This is a genomic window from Pseudomonas sp. MIL9 (assembly GCF_016887925.1).
Lineage (GTDB): Bacteria > Pseudomonadota > Gammaproteobacteria > Pseudomonadales > Pseudomonadaceae > Aquipseudomonas > Aquipseudomonas mohnii.
In genome coordinates this window covers 1-17,892 of the sequence record NZ_JAFEHE010000028.1, presented here as the reverse complement: position 1 = coordinate 17,892, position 17,892 = coordinate 1, and the positions used below count along the sequence as shown (strand labels likewise).

At 52.3% G+C, this 17,892-nt stretch carries 11 protein-coding genes and 1 pseudogene; 8 read left to right on the top strand and 4 right to left on the bottom strand.

The features are described 5' to 3' along the window. Window positions 1-620: 620 nt before the first annotated feature. The 3 genes from JQF37_RS25905 to JQF37_RS25895 all read left to right on the top strand — a co-directional run bounded on the left by JQF37_RS25905 (window position 621) and on the right by JQF37_RS25895 (window position 4,217). Entirely contained in the window at window positions 621-1,802 is a 1,182-nt protein-coding gene (locus tag JQF37_RS25905; protein WP_204149831.1) for an LssY C-terminal domain-containing protein, read from the top strand. 143 nt (window positions 1,803-1,945) lie between these two features. Beyond that, entirely contained in the window at window positions 1,946-3,079 is a 1,134-nt protein-coding gene (locus tag JQF37_RS25900; protein ID WP_204149830.1) for an LssY C-terminal domain-containing protein, read from the top strand. Continuing rightward, entirely contained in the window at window positions 3,066-4,217 is a 1,152-nt protein-coding gene (locus JQF37_RS25895; RefSeq protein ID WP_204149829.1) for a hypothetical protein, read from the top strand. Before JQF37_RS25900 ends, JQF37_RS25895 begins: the two co-directional genes overlap by 14 nt. Window positions 4,218-4,742: 525 nt before the next feature. Here the strand turns inward: JQF37_RS25895 and JQF37_RS25890 are convergent. Further along, window positions 4,743-5,174: a RidA family protein gene (locus tag JQF37_RS25890; RefSeq protein WP_204149828.1), complete on the bottom strand. Its 432-nt coding sequence runs from the start codon at window positions 5,172-5,174 to the stop codon at window positions 4,743-4,745. 380 nt (window positions 5,175-5,554) lie between these two features. Between JQF37_RS25890 and JQF37_RS25885 the strand changes: the two genes are divergently transcribed. Both JQF37_RS25885 and JQF37_RS25880 read left to right on the top strand, forming a co-directional pair. Beyond that, window positions 5,555-6,136 carry a TetR/AcrR family transcriptional regulator gene (locus JQF37_RS25885; protein ID WP_204149827.1) on the top strand — a complete coding sequence of 194 codons (582 nt, stop codon included), beginning with the start codon at window positions 5,555-5,557 and terminating at the stop codon, window positions 6,134-6,136. A 190-nt stretch (window positions 6,137-6,326) separates the two neighbouring features. Continuing rightward, window positions 6,327-7,163, top strand: a complete 837-nt coding sequence (locus tag JQF37_RS25880) for an NAD(P)-dependent oxidoreductase (RefSeq protein ID WP_204149826.1) — start codon at window positions 6,327-6,329, stop codon at window positions 7,161-7,163. Between the two features lie 1,108 nt (window positions 7,164-8,271). Here the strand turns inward: JQF37_RS25880 and JQF37_RS25875 are convergent. Both JQF37_RS25875 and tnpB read right to left on the bottom strand, forming a co-directional pair. Then, window positions 8,272-9,816 (bottom strand): IS66 family transposase, encoded by a 1,545-nt coding sequence (locus JQF37_RS25875; protein ID WP_130211639.1) that lies wholly within the window; start codon window positions 9,814-9,816, stop codon window positions 8,272-8,274. A gap of 16 nt (window positions 9,817-9,832) precedes the next feature. Next, complete coding sequence (gene tnpB / locus JQF37_RS25870; RefSeq protein ID WP_223272752.1) at window positions 9,833-10,192, bottom strand: IS66 family insertion sequence element accessory protein TnpB; 360 nt, start codon at window positions 10,190-10,192, stop codon at window positions 9,833-9,835. A gap of 223 nt (window positions 10,193-10,415) precedes the next feature. Between tnpB and JQF37_RS25865 the strand changes: the two genes are divergently transcribed. From JQF37_RS25865 to JQF37_RS25850, 3 genes are all read left to right on the top strand, one after another. After that, window positions 10,416-11,165 carry a hypothetical protein gene (locus JQF37_RS25865; RefSeq protein WP_204149825.1) on the top strand — a complete coding sequence of 250 codons (750 nt, stop codon included), beginning with the start codon at window positions 10,416-10,418 and terminating at the stop codon, window positions 11,163-11,165. Window positions 11,166-11,344: 179 nt separating this feature from the next. Then, window positions 11,345-15,268 carry an amino acid adenylation domain-containing protein gene (locus JQF37_RS25860; RefSeq protein WP_204149824.1) on the top strand — a complete coding sequence of 1,308 codons (3,924 nt, stop codon included), beginning with the start codon at window positions 11,345-11,347 and terminating at the stop codon, window positions 15,266-15,268. A gap of 251 nt (window positions 15,269-15,519) precedes the next feature. After that, the gene (locus JQF37_RS25850) at window positions 15,520-16,734 is read left to right on the top strand and encodes an MFS transporter (protein ID WP_204149822.1); all 1,215 of its coding nucleotides are present in this window, start codon (window positions 15,520-15,522) and stop codon (window positions 16,732-16,734) included. 410 nt (window positions 16,735-17,144) lie between these two features. On the opposite strand, the pseudogene JQF37_RS31540 reads toward JQF37_RS25850, so the two are convergent. Then, window positions 17,145-17,354: pseudogene (locus JQF37_RS31540) on the bottom strand (hypothetical protein). Window positions 17,355-17,892: the final 538 nt, after the last annotated feature.

The window sequence follows — 17,892 nt, the reverse complement described above, 5'->3', positions numbered from 1 at the left end:
AGATTGAAATCTTTACTTTGAGCAGAGGATTCCGTACTCAGATTTCGCGTAGCTGCGCGCAAAAAAGGCATTTTCAGCAGTCAATACGTGGACAGTCTGGAAGGACCGACTTTTTCAACACAATCGACCCAAAGCTGACGGTTACGAAAGTCATAAATCGACCCAGGCTGTGTGAAAACGCCCTAAATACTGTCGGGAGTTTCTTGCATGGCACTGGGAGGTCTCAGCGGTACCCGGCAGCAGCGTGCCGAGAGGGGCGGGGCGGGAAAGGGCAACCATCGACGGCGCTGGAGCCATCGGTGACGTATCACCTGCAGAGGCCGAAGCGGCCTGCAACCGATAGTTCGACTATTCTTCCATGGCGGCGAAACTCACCCCAAAAAGCCTGCGCAATTCCCGGGGCGGGTCCTGATGAAAAGCTGCGACGTAGAAACCAATGTCCGTAGTAGCTACGGATTACGTAGGCGCGCCAGCGAAGATTGGTAAAGCTCAGTTGATGAGGTTACGCGATGCATCGCATGGTGAGACACGTTCTCTCAGCAACGGCCGTCGCAGCGGCGCTCGCTGGCTGCGCCTCTCAGCCTCCGCCAACGGCGAGCCTTGACTACAAGAGCCGCGCCGTGACGCGCAGCGATGGTGGCTTGCGCGTGTCGACCGCCGTACTCTCGGCCGCCGAAAGCGAAGCGGTCTACGGCGTGCCTCTGGCGAATAGATCGATACAGCCGGTCTGGGTCGAAGTCAAAAATCAGGAAGACCGCGCCTACTATCTGCTTTCGCCGGGCCTCGATCCAAATTTCTTCCCCGCATCCGAGGCGGCCGAAGCATTTTTCTCAGGGGCGCCGCAGGACGAGCGGAATGCGCTCGACCGGCACTTTCGTTGGCTGGCCTTTCGCAACCCTGTCGCACCTGGCGCGACAACCTCGGGCTTCGTGTTGACCAATCTCGACGAGGGGTTCAAGTTCGTTAACCTCGATCTGGTGGCAGACGGGTGGTCGAGGCATTTCTCTGTCCTGGCCATCGTTCCGGGCCTACGCACCGATTACCACATCAGTGAAGTGTTCAGGCAGGGCATCTATCCGCCCCAGGACATTGTGAACTACACGGATGACGCCAGCTTCCAGGTGGCGCTGGAGGCTCTGCCGTGCTGCGTCACCAACGAGGAGGGTTCCAGAAACGGCGATCCGCTGAACCTCGTGGTCGTCGGCGGGCTCGATGATGCCTTTCCCGCATTCGCACGTCGCGGCTGGCGTGGGACCGAGGAGAAGTGGTCGGGGTCGATCATGAAAGTGGTCAATTCGGCGCTTTCCGGCGAGCGCTATCCCTATGCGCCGGTGAGCGATCTCTATCTGTTTGGGCGGGCTCAGGACCTTGCCTTGCAAAAGGCGCGTGACAACGTCCACCAGCGCAATCACCTGAGGCTGTGGCTGAGTCCGATGCAATATCACGGCAAGCAGGTGTGGGTCGGACAGATCAGCCGTGATATCGGCAGCCGGATGACCGTGCATACCGCGACGCTGACCACGCACAAGATCGACCCTGACGTCGACGAAGCGCGCAGTGCGCTGACACAGGATATGGCGTATTCCGTGACGCTGGCCAAATTCGGTTTTGTGAAGGGGGTGGGGGCCGCGCCCCAGAGCGCGCCGCGCGAGAACCTGACGACCGATCCTTACTACACGGATGGGTTGCGCTGTGTCCTGGTATTCGATCACACGCACACCTCCCTGGCGCAAATCGAATTCTTTCTATCACAGGGCATCTACGAGAATGGCGGACAACCACCGGGGCGGGTCAAGCCATGAGCCGCTTGCCATTCGCGCCTCGCGCCAGGGGTACTCTGCGATGTGCAATACGCTGCTTGTGCACCCTGAGTTGTGCAGCGACTCTTGCGCTCGCCGTTGCTTGTTCGACCTGGCAGGCGCCTGCCGATTTCAGTACCTCCGGATTGCGTGAACGTGCGCAGACGGCCACCAGTCACGAGATACGCGTCAGCGCCGCCGTGCTCAGTGCCGAAGACAGGCGGCAAATGCTGGGGGTAGAGTTGGACAAGACGCGCGTGCAGCCTGTGTGGGTCGAAGTTCAGAACCGGACTGCCGAGCCGCTCATGTTGCTGCGGCCGGGAACCGATCCCGATTATTTCTCGCCACTCGAAGTCGCCTGGTCCATGCACGGGATATTCGCCCCGGCAGCGAACGCGCGCATCAATGCACACCTGGACCAACTCGGGTTCAAGAATCCCGTCCTGCCAGGCGAAACGAAAGCGGGCTTGCTGTTCATCAACCCGGAGCGCGCTACGCGGCTGCTGAATATCGATCTGCTGCAGAGAAAGACGCTGATCCCGTTCTCTCTCTTCTTGCGAGTGCCGGACGATGCCGGGGAAAAATGGTTTGCCGAAGGCTTGTTCCAGCCTCACGGTTCCGAGATCAAGGACTATGACGATCTGGCCGCGTTGCGTTTCGCGCTGGAGCGCCTTCCTTGCTGCGCCGCTGACGCGAGCGGCAGGGCGAACGGCGATCCGTTCAATGCGATTCTCGTCGGCGAGTTCGCCGATATCGCCACCGCCTTTGTGCGTCGCGGCTACCGGCGTTCCACGCACCCCGCGGATGCGGTCGAGCGTGCATTCGGCCGCATGCCCGATGCCGTGGTGCGCAAGCAATCGCAAGCCGGAGCGCCGGCGACCTGGGTGCGTGTGTGGATCACGCCAATGCGCTTCGACGGTCACTCCGTCTATCTCGCGCAGGTCGCACGACCGACCGGCGGACGCTTTGCACCGCGCGAGGCGCAAAACCTTGTTTTGCATAAGGACGTCGATGAGGCGAGGAATTTCCTGATCCAGGACATGATGTATTCGGCCGGTCTGGACAAGCTCGGGTTCGTCACCGGCGTCGGTCCCGTATCCCAGGCACAACCGCGAACGACGTTCAGCGGAGCCCATTACTTCAGCGACGGTCTGCGTGCGGTCATGTTCTTTGCGACGCGGCCGCTCAGCCTGTCGCAGGTGCAGATGCTCGATTGGGAACCGTATCTGGACTGGCGCCAATCGCCTGCACGCAAGGAGATCGACGATGCCCGCAAGTAACCTGTTCGGCCGGCAGGATGACTCGGCCGGCTGTTTGCGCGGTGCCCACCCGTTGTTGCGCAGCGCTGGCATGGCATGGCTGATGATCGCTGGCTGCCATGCACTCACCGCCTGCGCACCCGCGCCGCTGATGGCCTACTCGACGGACACACCGCCGCTGGTGCTGGTCCCTGCGGCGCAGGCCGGCGTGCAGGACAAGCGGGGGCGCTTTCGCGAGATTTTTTGCTCGATCCTCAATACGCGAGGAAGCGAACTTCCCGATAGCCGCCCTTGCGAGGAGGCATTGACGCGCGTCGGTATCGAACCGGGTGGCACTGGCAAACCCGTCGAACTCGGTCAATCGAAACGCCGTCTGATCGGCACTGTGGTGGCCGGCGTCGGCTACGAATGCTTCGAGCAATGGCTGCAAGCGCCCGGCAGCGTAGGGATTCATCTGCGTCAGTTCGGCTATGACCTGGCGCAGATCAAGGTCGACGCCTTATCGAGTTCCGCAAAGAACGCTCGGCAAATACGCGACGCGATCATGGCGATGCCAGCCGAAGCCGGACCGCCGCGCCTCGTCCTGATCGGTTATTCGAAGGGCGCGCCCGACATTCTCGAAGCGATGGTGAATTACCCGGAAATCCGCGGCCGCGTGGCGGCAGTGGTCAGCGCAGCCGGCTCGGTCGGGGGCTCGGCGCTGGCCAACGATGCCGAGCAGTACCAGGCGGACCTGTTGCGACACTTTCCCGGTGCGACCTGCGATTCGGGCGACGGTGGCGCGATCGACAGCCTGCGACCCGCAACGCGCAAGAACTGGCTGGCGCAGTACCGGCTGCCGTCCGAACTGAACTACTATTCGCTCGTTACCTTCCCGCAGCCGGATCACATCTCGGCCATACTGAAATCGAGTTACAACAAGCTGGCGAGCATCGATGCGCGCAACGACAGCCAGGTGATCTTCTACGATCAGATAATCCCTGGCAGCCGCCTGATGGGCTATATCAACGCCGATCATTGGGCCCTGGCAGTGCCGATCGCCCGAACGCATTCGACCCTGGGTTCTCTATTGGTGACACAGAATGCCTATCCGCGCGAGGCGCTGGCGGAGGCGATGCTGCGCTTCGTCGAAGAGGATCTGGCGGCATCTTCGCGCTGATCCGTTCTCTCCCAAACGACCGCTTTTGGCCGATTTTGTTGAAAAAGTTGGACATGGTTTGCGCAGTTGAAAAGTTCGGGGCCGAGATTGAAATCTTCACCTTCGGCAGAGTCTTCCAGACGCAGATTTCACGTAGCTGCGTGTAAAAAAAGCGTTTTCGCCGTTCAAGGATCAGGACGTTTCGGATGACCGACTTTTTCAACAGAATCGGCCGATAGCCGCCTATTACAAAAGGCAGCAATTGACACAACGCGTGGGCCATAAAGAGCAGCGTCGCGAGCGCGAGCCAGCCAAAGGAGGCGCCGACGATCCGGTCGATATCTAGGTCGGGGCGAATAATATCTTGAGCAATATTCAGCGAGCCGGTGAGGCGATGGCCTCACCGGCTGGCGGGTAAAATTTTTCTAAAACTGCACCCTAGATACAACTGCGTGTCGTCGTGGGTGTTGCCAGAGCTTCGATATACAAAGGGGTGAATCGGCCATGTATAACAACACAAAAAATTTTAAGATGCTCTCTTGGTCCTCAACGGCCAACCGCAATAACATCAACCTCTACCAATGTACCTGGTAGCGGCAGGGCGACAACCTGAACAGCGGTTCGAGTTGGCTTGTTTGGCTGATCTGAAGACCCGAAAAACATATTGTAACCCTGCTGGAAGCCTGAGAAATCAAGTTTCCCGTCAAACTCTACGGTTCCCACAAGAAAGACTCGAATTTGAATAATATCCGCCATGGACAAATTGCGCGCTTGCAGGATTTTATTGATTTTATTGAACACCGAAAGGGTCTGTGTTTTTGTGTCGCCGTAGGATGATACTGTGCCTGGAGGTACTTCAATATCAGACAAATCCGCCAGAATACCGCTGACGTACGTAAGAGAGGATGTGGCCGGGATAGTCACAGTCTCTGAATACGCCGCAGTTTCAAGGCCGGTGCGCATGATGTCCATATTCATATATAAATCCTTTGCTGATAGGTTTTTAACGTCAGCTAGCCGCTCGATTTACGGTATCGAGGACGCGACTGTTCGGGGTAAGTGTGAGAGTTGAATGAGCTTTAGTTAAAATCAAGTGCACAGAATTCACTCAAGGCCCGAGCTTTTTTTACGCTGCACGATTTCAAACCATGTTGCAAGAAGATTCGAAACAATCCCCAGAGCTGAAAAGAGCTTGCGGGATTCACTGAGTTTTTTTGCTGTGAAGATTGTTCCTTGAACCATTGCGCTGTCTGGGGTAGACGCCAGGAGCCCGGATTTCAACGCGGGAATCGGCTGTTGACTATCTGAAAAAGAAGCTTTAGATTATTTGGAACGATCATTCCAGAGCGCGCAACCTTATGAGACCCAAGGAGTTTGACTCAGATGCCATAGCCGAAGCGGCTATGCGTGTTTTTTGGCTGCGAGGGTATAGCGGGGCAAGCATTCAGCATCTTGTAGAAGGAACAGGGCTCGGACGCGGAAGTCTCTACAATGCGTTCGGTAGCAAACTAGGTCTCTACGAGTTTGCGCTACGTCGTTATTACCAACTCACTGCGCCAAACATCTCGATTTTATCCGAGGAAGGGTTGGTACGAGATATCGTGCGCAAATTGCTGATGAAGATTGTTTCGGAAGAACTCAATGATAAAGAGAGTCTGGGATGCATGGTCGCCAATGCCTCGTTGGAGTTGGCAAGGCATGACCAAGACATAGCAAATTTGGTCGCCCAAAACTTTACCCGTATGGAGCGTGCCCTCAAGGAGTTGATAAAACGAGGCCAGGAGAGCGGTGAAATATCAGCAGAAAAAAAACCGGGCGCGCTCGCCAGATTTTTTGTCAGTACCATTCAGGGTATTAGGGTGCTCGGCAAAGGAAGTCAACAAGAAGAACGCGCGGAAAGACTGGAAGATATTGTTGATGTCGCAATAAGCGCTCTTTGAGAGCAACGATTTGGCAGTGGCTAGGTGAGTAGATTTTTTTTGCCCAGTATTGTACCGATCGTTCCAAAATGCAGTCTGTTTTAGACAAATGTGTTAATTGGATGTAAACGGGCGCTGAGCACATCAAATGCTAAAGCGTCTTTGCTGTACTGATTGATAAACTTAAGCTAACGATCGATAGGGATATAAAATGACTAACTTTTCGCAAGCATCCGCTCAATCCAAAACGGTTGCGGTACTTGGGACTGGCATTATCGGGGCTGCGGTAGCGCGTAACCTCCAGAAAAATGCATTTACCGTAAATGCGTGGAATCGTACTTATGAGAAAGCAACAGCTCTTTCGGTTTCGGGCGTCGAAGTGTTTGAAAAAGCAGAAGATGCGGTACGTGGTGCGAGTATTGTCCTGACTGTGTTGAAAGACGGTCCTGCAGTACTTGAGGCGATGAAAGCCGCGCTGCCAGGCCTTGCAAAAGGTACAGTTTGGCTTCAGTTGAGCACCGTAGGTGTCAAAGCGAATGAAGAACTGACTGCATTTGCCGAGCAACATGGTTTGGAGTTCTATGACGCACCGGTTCAAGGCACTCGTGGACCTGCGGAACAAGGGCAACTGATCATCATTGCATCCGGCAGCCTGTCGCAACGTGAAGCGATTCAACCCATCTTCGATGCGATCGGCAAACGCACCTTGTGGGTTTCTGAACAAAGCGGTGTTAGCAGCAAGTTGAAATTGGCCCTTAATAGCTGGGCTTTCGCTCTCACTCACGGCATTGCAGAAAGTTTGTCTATCGCGGAGGCGCTAGGCGTTGATCCTGCTCTAGTGGTTGATGTTGTGAAAGGCGGTCCTATGGACAGCATGTATTTTCAGCTGAAGGCGGCGTCGATTCTGTCCGGCGATTACACCGTTAGCTTCTCAGTGGCGAACGCTGTCAAAGACGCTGAGCTGGTCGTTGAGGCAGCCAAGGAGGCTGGCGTAAAAGTAGATGCTGTAGCGGCCGGGCTCAATCGTTTCAACGTATGCGATCCATAAACCCCACCTACCCAGTGGTGGGGCAACGGTCTGCCGTGGTATCTGCGGCGAGCAGTACCACGGCAGTAACGCTTCGTAGTCCTCGACCGACGGTATCCGCTCCATGAACCCCGCATTCCAAGCCGCCATCTGATGCCCGAAGCTATGCTCCCGACTTCTCTACTTGTGGCACAAAATTGCCAAAATTTGTATTCGTCCGGGCATCCCGTCTTGCACCCTGGAGAGCAGGAAAACAGAGGGAACACGTAGGTCAGTTCGTATAATTACATTAGACGGTGTTTTAACTGGTTTCCGTCCCCCCAATTTGGCACTGATTCGAGTGTGTTTTCAGCCTCCCTCCATCGGTTTGCCACGCCATCGGGTGAGGCGGGCGGATTTATGCGCCGAAATGCTCTCGACTTGTTCTCGCGATATTGCACGAGTGATCAATACCGGCATCGCGCGGGACTTGTTTCTGAAATCCCAATCGGCTGTGCGTCTTTATCAAGCTCCGCATAATTATATTGGCCATGTTTTAGCTTTGGCTTGGCCCCCATTTCGTGACCAGGAAACTGGAGCCCCATGCTGGTTTGACCGGTGCAGGCGTGAATGAACCTGAATTGGGTCCATGTGCGCCACGGCAATATCGCCCTCGGTGCGATATGAGTGCTGATCTGGTTTGTGTCGGGGCGTTAGGGTGGGCATCCGGGTTGAGAGGGTGTGGCGTAGGTGCGTCTACGGTGTTTTCAGTTGAAAGTCGTCGAGAAATAAGCGGCGTTTTTAGGTGCGGATCAGGGCTTGTTGAGTGCTTATAAGGGTTGGGTGAGTGTGGGGCGGGGCGTTCTCGGGTTTATATGGAGTGGTGACGGTGCAGGTCGGGGCAGAGAGCGCACCCAAAGCACCCAAACTGCCAAGAAGGGTGTTGCCGGAGGGAAGCCTGCTCGGCTCCTTCCGAAGATAGCTGAGCTGTCCGAGAACTTTGCGGAACAGTTTCGTGTGTTTGCCATCACGAGAGGCGGCATCCTCCACCTGATTCATCACGTGCCTGGAGAACTTGGCGGTACATCGAAGGACGTCGAAAGGTCCTAGCCTACGATACGATCCATACACCCCATGGTAGGGTTCAGGCTTAACGTCGTATCTCTGGCGAGCAGTTCCACGGCAGCAGCGCTTCATAATCCGCCACCGACTGCGCATGTGGTAACTGCTCCAGTACGTGGCGCAGCCACGTATAAGGCTCTTGGCCGTTGACTTTGGCGGTCTCCACCAGGCTGTAGATCTGAGCACTGGCGGTGGCGCCTTTGGGCGTGTCGCTGAACAGCCACGCCTTGCGACCGATAACAAACGGTTTTATCGCTCTTTCGGCCGTATTGTTGTCGATCGGTAAAAAACCGGCTTCCACGTACCGCTCCAGCCGGCTCCAGTTGCTGGCAAGATAGTTAACAGCCTTGCCCAGCACACTTTGTGGCGTGACTTGGGGCTGCGTTTTCTCCAACCAGCTTTTCAACTGAGCCAAGATCGGTACGCTCTTTTGCTGACGGCCGATTAAACGCTGTTCATCATCGCCGTCCTTGAACTCGCGCTCGAGGCCGTACAGTTTGTTGATCATTGTTAGGGCGATATCGGCACGTCCCGTCTTGCCCTTGGGCTGCACTTTTTGCGCGTCGACAAACTTGCGCCGCGCGTGGGCCATGCACGCCAATCGCTCCACACCTGGCTGTAACGCCAAGGCGTTGTAACCCGCGTAATCATCAGTCATGACGTAGCCACGATAACTTTCCAGCAGGCGCAACGGCACTTCCTGCGCACGGCTGGAGGTGTAGTCGAACAACACAACTTTGCGATCCGGCGACCCGCTGGCTTGCACCCACATCCAGGATTGGCTGGTTGGGTCTCGATCCGGTTCTTTAAGTACCTGGACGCGAGTTTCATCACAGTGGATGACCCGACTTTCCAGCAGCCGATCTCGCATTAGATTCAATAACGGCTGCAAATGCTCGCCGCATTGGATGACCCACCGCGCCAAGGTTTGGCGAGGGATGTCCACACCATGCCGGGCAAGCACGGTTTCGAAACGGTGTAGCGGCAGGCCGTCGACGTATTTAGTGGTCAACAACATCGCCAAGACACTCGGACTGGCCATGCTCTTTTCGATTAACTGAGCCGGTTTGTCAGCAATGACCGGCGCCGCTTCACAACCACGACACCCGTAGACTTTGCGGATGTGTTTGATCACGCGGATTTGCATCGGCACGATATCCAGCTGCTCGCTAGTTTCTTCGCTGACGACATGCTTGCGGCAACCACAGGCACACGTCAGTTCGTGCTCGGGAAGTTCGTGGATGACTTCGATGCGCGGCAGATCAGCAGACAGGGGCTTGCGCTTGCCACGACGCGAAGTCGGAGCAACAACTTCTTCGTCAGCGTCGCCGATTGAAGACATCGGCTCGCTTTCGGGCTCGTTGAACAACGCCAGTTGAGGGGTATTGGGTTCAACGGTCTGCTCGGATTTGCGACCGAACAAACGGTCGCGCAGCAGTTTGATCTGTTCTTTCAAATCGACGATATGAGTTTGGTATGCCTCAGCAGTTACTTGCTGACGACTGAGCGCCTCAAGCAACATTTGCTTGAGCAGAACAGGGTCATCAGGGAGGTCTTCGGGCATCAAATTCATGCCCGGATTATACCCGTCAGGCGACGAGTCTTGGAGTTAAAACCTTATGCGGACGGTTGCGCCAGAGATCAAATCCATCCAGTAGCCAGTTCAGTTCTTGGACGGTCAGCACGATAGCCTCGTCCACCTCATCGGGTGAAGTTTTGAAACGCTCGGACTCCAGGCGCTTGAGCCAAAGGCAGAAGCCGTTGCGCTCCCAGTACAACACTTTGACGCGGTTACGGTAGCGATTCAGAAAAACAAAGAGCACGGGGTCGAACACCGCGACCTTGATATCCAGTTCGACCAGCGCTGCCAGGCCATCGATGGATTTTCGAAAATCTACCGGCTTTGGGTAGAGGTACACTTTTTCAACGCTGGAATTGGGACGCATCATGGTGACGGGCTCCTGATGGAAATCGGGAGCACAGCATCAGCTGTCAGCTATCCGCTTGGAATGTGGGGTTCATGGAGCGCTTACGTTTCAACCGCGCTCTGCAAGCCGGTCATGGCGACAAGGACATGGCCGCTTCATACCTTGCTAAATAATAGCAGCAGTACTGTGTAGATCCCACGAACTAGATAGGCCGATGCTAATACCATCGGCTTTGAGATAAATTATGTTTGATGCACTTGGATATCGCCTGAAAGTAGGGATTGTACTCCCTTCAACTAACACTTCCATGCAGCCAGAAACAGACTCTCTCAGGGTGCAGGGAGTTACAAATCATGCAAGCAGGATGCTGATTCAAGACCAATTGATGGACAAGAAAGCTGGTTTCAATAGTGTCTTGAACAATATCCGAACGTCCACGGGGGATGCTATCCATAGCTTGCTCACGTGCAAGCCAGACAGGGTGATTATTGGTGTTTCACCCGAGAGTTACTGGGATGGCCCCGGGAGCCATGAACGTGTAATGGATTCATTTTTGACCATGACCGGAGGTGTACCCGTAACGACCAGTCCAGACGCCTATCAAGCGGCATTTAGAGCCTTTGGCAATATCAAGCGTATCGCGGTAATTACCCCGTACCTGCCAGTGGGCGATAACACCGTCAGCAAGTTCTTTACGGATAATGGTTATGAGGTCGTTGCAATTCAGGGGCTTGGAGCCTACAGCCCAGCCCAGATATCGCACATCTCCCAAGAGAAAATATTTCAGACTATCAAGGAAGTTGATAGCGCTGATGTGGAAGCCATTGTCCAGGTCGGTACAAATGTCGCAATGGCTCGTGCGGCTGCGATTGCTGAGGCTTGGTTAAACAAACCAGTCATCTCCAATAATGTTGTGCTCTATTGGCATGCTCTGAGACAGAGTGGCCTCATAGACTCTTTCAGCGGATTCGGATCTCTTCTAGAAAATCACTAATAAATTATATAAACAGCTCTGAAGCTTTCGTTTCGGAACTCTGCGTCATGAAAATCGGCGCGACGACTGCTAGTCCGATTAATGTTCGAATGAAATATCTGACTTGGCGGTCATGTTAATGATGCGTCTAGCTGTGCTGTGCCGATTTTTCAAATACTAAAATAAAGGAAAGGAATCAAATGAAGGTTGCAGATTCAATCATTGTAGGGAAACAGAAATCCGATGAAGAAAAGTATAAAAAATTTTCAGATGGTAGTGACTTGACACTGGTGGATTTGTTTCTACATCAATGCTCGGAGTCTCCAGAAGTTGTAGCGGTGATTGGAGAGGAAGGAGCGTTGACCTATTCAGAGTTGGATGTAAAGAGTAAGTTGCTTTCTGATGAGTTTGTAAGTTTCGGTGTTCGAGTAAATGAATGTATCGGTATTTATGCTGAGCCCTCAATGGATATGATGATTGGTACATGGGGAATTCTCCGTGCCGGGTGTGCCTATCTGCCGTTGGCTCCAGAATATCCCGATGAACGAGTCCGTTATATGATCGAGGACTCGAAGATCAAAGTGATTTTTACCCAGATTCATTTAGTCAAAAAGTTGAAGGAACTGGCTCTTTCTGACGTGATCATTGTCACGCTGAATGACGTCAAGCTGAAATCAAATTTTGAGGCCGACTCCTCAAATGCGCGGACTAAAAGGCTGGTAGGTAGCTGCCTCGCCTATGTGATTTACACGTCGGGTACAACCGGAAAACCGAAAGGCGTCGAGATTGAGCATCGTAGCATTCTTAACCAGCTACTGTGGTTGAATAAAGAATACAAAATTGATAATAAAAAAACGATTTTGCGTAAAACACCCATGAGCTTTGACGCTGCGCAGTGGGAAATTCTCTCTGTCGCATTGGGCTCCAAAATAGTGATGGGCAAGTCAGGTATCTATCGAGATCCCTGCGCGATGATAGATACCATACAACAATTTAAAGTCAGTACTATTCAGTGCGTTCCTACATTATTACAGGCACTGATTGATGAGCCAGAATTCGTAGCGTGTACAACTCTTTTGCAGATTTTCAGTGGAGGTGAAGCACTCACGCGAAAGCTTGCGAAAAGCTGCCTCGAGGTGATGCCGGGGTGCAGCCTGATAAATCTTTACGGCCCTACTGAGTGCACGATCAATGCTTCAGCTGTCACGGTCGATAACCAGATGGTTTTAGATGGCCCTAAGGTAATCTCCATCGGTTTTCCCGTTAGTAACACTAGTTATTATATTGTCGATGGTCATGAAGTTGTTCCGAATACAGAAGTTGGCAGGGTCGGTGAGTTGTATATTGGCGGTCTGCAGGTCGCACGTGGCTATTTGAATAAGCCGGAGCAGACGGCCGAAAAATTTATAAAGTTATCGGTGGGCGATGCCAAACAAAAGATTCGACTTTATCGAACTGGCGACCTCGCAAGCTGGAATAGGGATCACAGTGTTCAATTCGTTGGCCGCGTCGATAACCAAGTAAAACTACGGGGTTATCGTGTTGAGTTGGACGAAATTCGTGTGGCCATTGAGAATCATGATTGGGTAAAAAGCGCTGCCGCTATTATTGATAGTGATTCACACACGGGGGGTCAGACTCTAATCGCGTGTTTAGAGTTGAATCCACGTGAGGCAACGCTGATGGATCAAGGAAACCATGGTGCTCATCATCAATCGAAGGAAGGTCGAGTCCAGGTCAAGGCACAACTGAGCAACCTTGGGTTGCGAAGCGATGCGGAAAATGCAGGGAAACCGGTCATCGTTCTTCCTCATAAAATGGCATCAAAGCAACAAAGGAAGCAAGCGTTTGCTCGGAAAACATACCGTTTTTTCGAAGGCGAAGCGATCTATAAAAAAGATATTGTAGAATTGCTGGAGCACCGCGTCATCGCAACAGAGTCGACAAGTATAAGCGAAGTTTCCATTAGCACGCTCGGAGAAATACTTCGAACGCTCGGCCCCTTTACAAGCCAGGAGCGTTTGTTGCCGAAATATGCTTATGCGTCGCCAGGTGCTCTTTATGCGACGCAGCTTTATCTCGAAATTCACAATGTCGCAGGCATTGTTTCAGGTTACTACTATTTTTCACCGGTTGACCATGAACTCGTTTTAATTCAACCGATCGAGGGAGGGCGCACTCACGGATTAACCATCCACTTTATGGGCAAAAAGTCAGCCATCGAAGCGGTCTACAAAAATAATGTAATTGAAGTTCTGGATATGGAAGCAGGGCACATACTCGGATTGCTAGACTATGTTTTGCCCGCTTATGGATTAGGCATTGGAACTGGACATTTTACGCCTAATGTCAGCGTGTTTCTGGATTGTACAAGTGATAATTTTTATATCGGCAGCTACGATGTCGTGCCCTCGGCAGATAGTTGTTTTGGTGGGCCGGTAGAGTTACTGGTCCAGACCCATGCTGGTAAAGTAATGGATCTAAACGAAGGTCAGTATCGATATTCAGAGGGTGAGTTATTGAAGATTTCCTCTGATTTGATATTGAAAAAGCATGTGATTGCAATTAATCAGCAGACGTATGAAAACTCAAGTTTCGGTATCTCAATTGTCAGTAAAGCTTTCGACGGTTGGAGTAACTATGTTGATCTCGGCAGAAGACTTCAACAACTACAACAAAATGGAATTAGTATCGGGTTGATGTCCTCTGGATACAGCAGCAAGACCGGAAATGATTTGCTGACCGCCAAGAGATTGAACGCAATCTTGAAAGATGCAGATTTCGGCTCTGGCCCTTCGTATTTTGCCCTGGCTGGTCGAGTCAGTGAAGAGCAGATTCGTAGTGAAGGGATGAAAGAAGATGCTGTGCATTCAAAAGGGCCGGCGGAAATAATAAAGCAGGATTTGATCAGTTTTTTGCCTGAGTACATGATTCCCAATAAGATTATTGTCCTTGATAAATTGCCACTGTCCTCCAATGGGAAAGTTAATGTTCAGCTGCTTAAATCTCTCGTTGAGGGGCAGCGCGTAAAAAGAGCATATATCTTGCCTCGCTCTGTCATGGAGAAAGAAGTTGCGCGGATATGGCAAGATGTTATGAGTTGCGAGTCATTGTCAATAACCGATGATTTTTTTGAAGTGGGCGGGAACTCGCTACTTGCTGTTGTGTTAATTAACAAGATCAATAAGGCTTTGAAAGCTTCGCTGCCTCTGCAGACCATTTTCTCAGCTGCAACGGTTGAATCACTCGCCATGCTTCTCGAGGAAAGGAAAATACAGCAGATTTCTCGTTTGATTAAATTAAATGTTGAATCAACCGGTGCGCCAATTTATTGCTGGCCAGGGCTTGGCGGATACCCCATGAATTTGCGCTTGCTTGCAACAAGTAACGGTTTGAACAGGCCATTTTTTGCTGTGCAGGCACTGGGTATCAATGAAGGGGAGGTTCCCTATTCAACGATCAAGGCGATGGCGGCGCAAGATATTAAACTGATCAAGGAACATCAAAAACAAGGTCCGTATACGCTGTGGGGGTACTCTTTTGGCGCGCGAGTCTCCTTTGAGGTTGCGTATCAACTCGAGCAGGCAGGGGACATTGTTGATAATTTATTTTTGATTGCTCCAGGTTCACCTGAAGCACGGAAATCAGCAAATTCTATATCGGTGCACTCGACAAACACGCTTAATCGGGATTATTTGACAATTCTCTATTCTGTTTTTGCCAGTTCTATCTCAGGCCCTGAACTCGCTCAGTGCTTGTCGTCGGTGACTACGAATGAAGACTTCATCGAGTTTGTGGCCGCTCGATACCCAAGCTTAGATTCGAGTGTTATTGAAAGAATCGTAAGAATTGTTGAGTTGACCTATGAGTTTAAATACACATTCAAGGAGCTGACTGAACACACGATCATTGCCCCGATTTCAATTTTCAAGGCGGTTGGTGATGATTACTCGTTCCTTGAGGCGTCTTTAGGCGGTCTCACAGCAACTCATCAGGTGTTTGAACTTAGTTTTGATCACTATGAAATTCTAAAGGAGGCAGGAGTAAATAACCTGGTTGATGCGATTGCATCAAGAATGATGCAGCTTGAAGCAGTGGCACCTAAAGTTTCGGTTTTTTTGTAGAGGGTGCCGTCATGCCTCATGTCAATATAAAGTATTTTCGTAACGACATTTCTGAAGAGCAGAAGCGACAGATCAGCGAAAGTGTTTCGCAGTTACTGGAGTCGATTTTTTCGTGCAGTGCAAATGTAATATCAATAGCGCTCGAGCCTATTGACCCCCTTGGATGGCATGCGGAGGTTTATGAGCCCGAGGTCCTCCAGCGTGCACATCTACTTTGCAAAGTCCCAAATTATTAAAGCGGTGAATGTATTATGACAGCTCAGGACAATAGCTTTTCCAGTCGACCGATTTCCGATATCGACTATAGCGAGCGTATTCCCATTTGGAAACTACTGGCGTTTACGTTAGCGGGTTTCATTGCCATCATGACTGAAACCATGCCAGCGGGCCTGTTACCACAGATTGGGTTGAGCCTCGGAGTTTCAGAAGCGTTTGCCGGTCAGTTGGTAACCCTTTATGCCTTGGGTTCGGTTTTAGCCGCGATCCCTATCGTTGCGGCCACTCGCAGCTGGCGGAGGAGACCACTGTTTCTTCTGGCTATTTTTGGCTTGCTGGTTTTCAACTCGATTACGGCGCTTTCTTCTAATTTCGTGGTGATACTTGTCTCGCGTTTTATCGCGGGGATGGCCGCGGGTCTTATTTGGGGACTGCTGGCTGGCTACGCCAGACGTATGGTACCTAACCATCTTCAGGGGCGAGCGTTGGCCATTGTCGGTGTGGGCCAACCCATTGCTCTGTCGATTGGCGTTCCATTGGGGACCTGGTTGGGCGGCCTTTCGGATTGGAGGGGTGTATTTTGGATAATGTCAGGGCTCTCATTTGCCCTGTTGATTTGGGTCAGATCCTGTGTTCCGGATTTCCCTGGCCAGTCGTCTTCAAAGCGTCAATCCATTCGAGACATTTTTCTTACTCCGGGTATCCGGTCAGTGCTCTTCGTGATCTTCGCCTGGATCTTGGCCCACAACATTCTCTACACCTATATCGCGCCTTATCTGGCGTCTGTCGGCCTCGCCGACTATGTTGATGTGGTGTTGTTTTTGTTTGGTGCGTCTTCCGTCTTGGGAATCTGGATAACCGGGGTGTTTGTAGATCGCTCACTCAGGACTCTGACGATTCTTAGTCTTACACTGTTTGCCGTGGCTGCATTAGTCATTGGCATCGCCAATGGCAGCTCAATTATCACTCTTGTGGGTATCGCCTTGTGGGGGCTGACCTTTGGTGGGGCGCCAACGCTGTTGCAGACGGCTATCGCGGATAATGCGGGTGAAGGGACAGATGTCGCGCAATCAATGTTGGTCACCGTGTTTAATCTCGCGGTCGCCGGCGGCGGGCTTCTAGGGGGCGTGTTACTTCAGTATGCAGGTCCTGGCTCTTTCCCTTGGGCTCTATTCGTTCTTGCAGTCCTGAGTCTACTGGCCGTATGGAATGCGAGTAGTCATGGATTCCAACCTGGTCGTCGTTCATAAGTATTTTTGAACTGTCGACTGCGTATTGTTTGGCGGCTTTGTCCAGCTAATGTGGTACTCCTGTTTTACGGGAGTGCTGCAGCCCAACCGTGCTGCTTGACCTTGCGGTCGTATTTAGACAGCGGGTAAATGTCTTATTACTGTCGATCACGGCAACGTCGAACAAATGCTGGACATCGACTCTGGTCAGGCCCACACGGTTCATACCCCCTAATTCTGGTTAGTAAGCAACCTGGCCGATTGTTGCCTGTCGCGAAGGGCCGCAGTCGATCCGAAGCCAGTAGCTTTCTAACGTCTTACGTGATCGGTTGCCGAGGGCCATCTGTTCGATGGACGTGTTACCCGGCTGGGCGAGAGCGGCTGTTCAAGTTGGGATGATGGCGCAGGAAACGAGGTAGCTTTATGAGCGATCACTCGGGTGTCATAAGTACCGCAAGCGTCATTTTGATGAACTCTTCGTTCTTGTCGATCGTTTCCAAGGCGCCACGTACATTGCCACCGACCTCGGTCGCACCGCGCTGCTATACCCAAAGCGTCAGCACCATAATGGCAGCCTCCAGGGCGAGTTGGTTTTCGTTGATCTTGAATAGCAGGGAAGGTAGCAGGTCATTGTTGGGCATCGTGTTTCCTCCGTGAACGGAAGCAGCGTAGCAGGTGAAATCCGTAGCTTGGAATAATTGTTGAATGGTCGACAGGACGCCGAGGGAGGGATGTGCGCAAAACCTCCTCTGGAGGCCGCGTGTTTCCCTACAGCCCCAAGCATCGGGTGTTAGGGGCCAAGGGCCACACAGCGAGCGCTATGGTATGCGTTATCGGCATACCATGATGTAGATCGGTTCGGAGCAAGTGCATACATTAACGCTGAAATGGGACGGTTTTTCCGGTCCGCAATCTCTGAAAGGTACGCGGAAACATTGGGTTGGATTGCAGCCAAAAATGCGTAATTGCGACCCGGAAAAACTATTGAAAGGTGCAACCTGATTGATTTTCCCTTGGGACTTAAAATCCCTTGCGGATGAAAAAAGGCACTCGAAGGCCCATCCCAATGGGCGCAGCAAAGGTAATTCAGGGACTGCATTCGACCGATTCTGTTGAAAAAGTATCTCTCCTGTTTGGCCTGCGGCAAAATACGCTTATCGGCAGGCGGGAGGGTACGCA

What these genes read in the sequence shown, in the direction of transcription:
- JQF37_RS25880 (WP_204149826.1), top strand. Translation starts at nt 6,327, where the DNA reads ATGACTAACTTTTCGCAAGCATCCGCTCAATCCAAAACGGTTGCGGTA.
- JQF37_RS25895 (WP_204149829.1), top strand. Translation starts at nt 3,066, where the DNA reads ATGCCCGCAAGTAACCTGTTCGGCCGGCAGGATGACTCGGCCGGCTGT.
- JQF37_RS25890 (WP_204149828.1), bottom strand. Translation starts at nt 5,174, where the DNA reads ATGAATATGGACATCATGCGCACCGGCCTTGAAACTGCGGCGTATTCA.
- JQF37_RS25850 (WP_204149822.1), top strand. Translation starts at nt 15,520, where the DNA reads ATGACAGCTCAGGACAATAGCTTTTCCAGTCGACCGATTTCCGATATC.
- JQF37_RS25865 (WP_204149825.1), top strand. Translation starts at nt 10,416, where the DNA reads ATGTTTGATGCACTTGGATATCGCCTGAAAGTAGGGATTGTACTCCCT.
- JQF37_RS25885 (WP_204149827.1), top strand. Translation starts at nt 5,555, where the DNA reads ATGAGACCCAAGGAGTTTGACTCAGATGCCATAGCCGAAGCGGCTATG.
- tnpB (WP_223272752.1), bottom strand. Translation starts at nt 10,192, where the DNA reads ATGATGCGTCCCAATTCCAGCGTTGAAAAAGTGTACCTCTACCCAAAG.
- JQF37_RS25875 (WP_130211639.1), bottom strand. Translation starts at nt 9,816, where the DNA reads ATGAATTTGATGCCCGAAGACCTCCCTGATGACCCTGTTCTGCTCAAG.
- JQF37_RS25860 (WP_204149824.1), top strand. Translation starts at nt 11,345, where the DNA reads ATGAAGGTTGCAGATTCAATCATTGTAGGGAAACAGAAATCCGATGAA.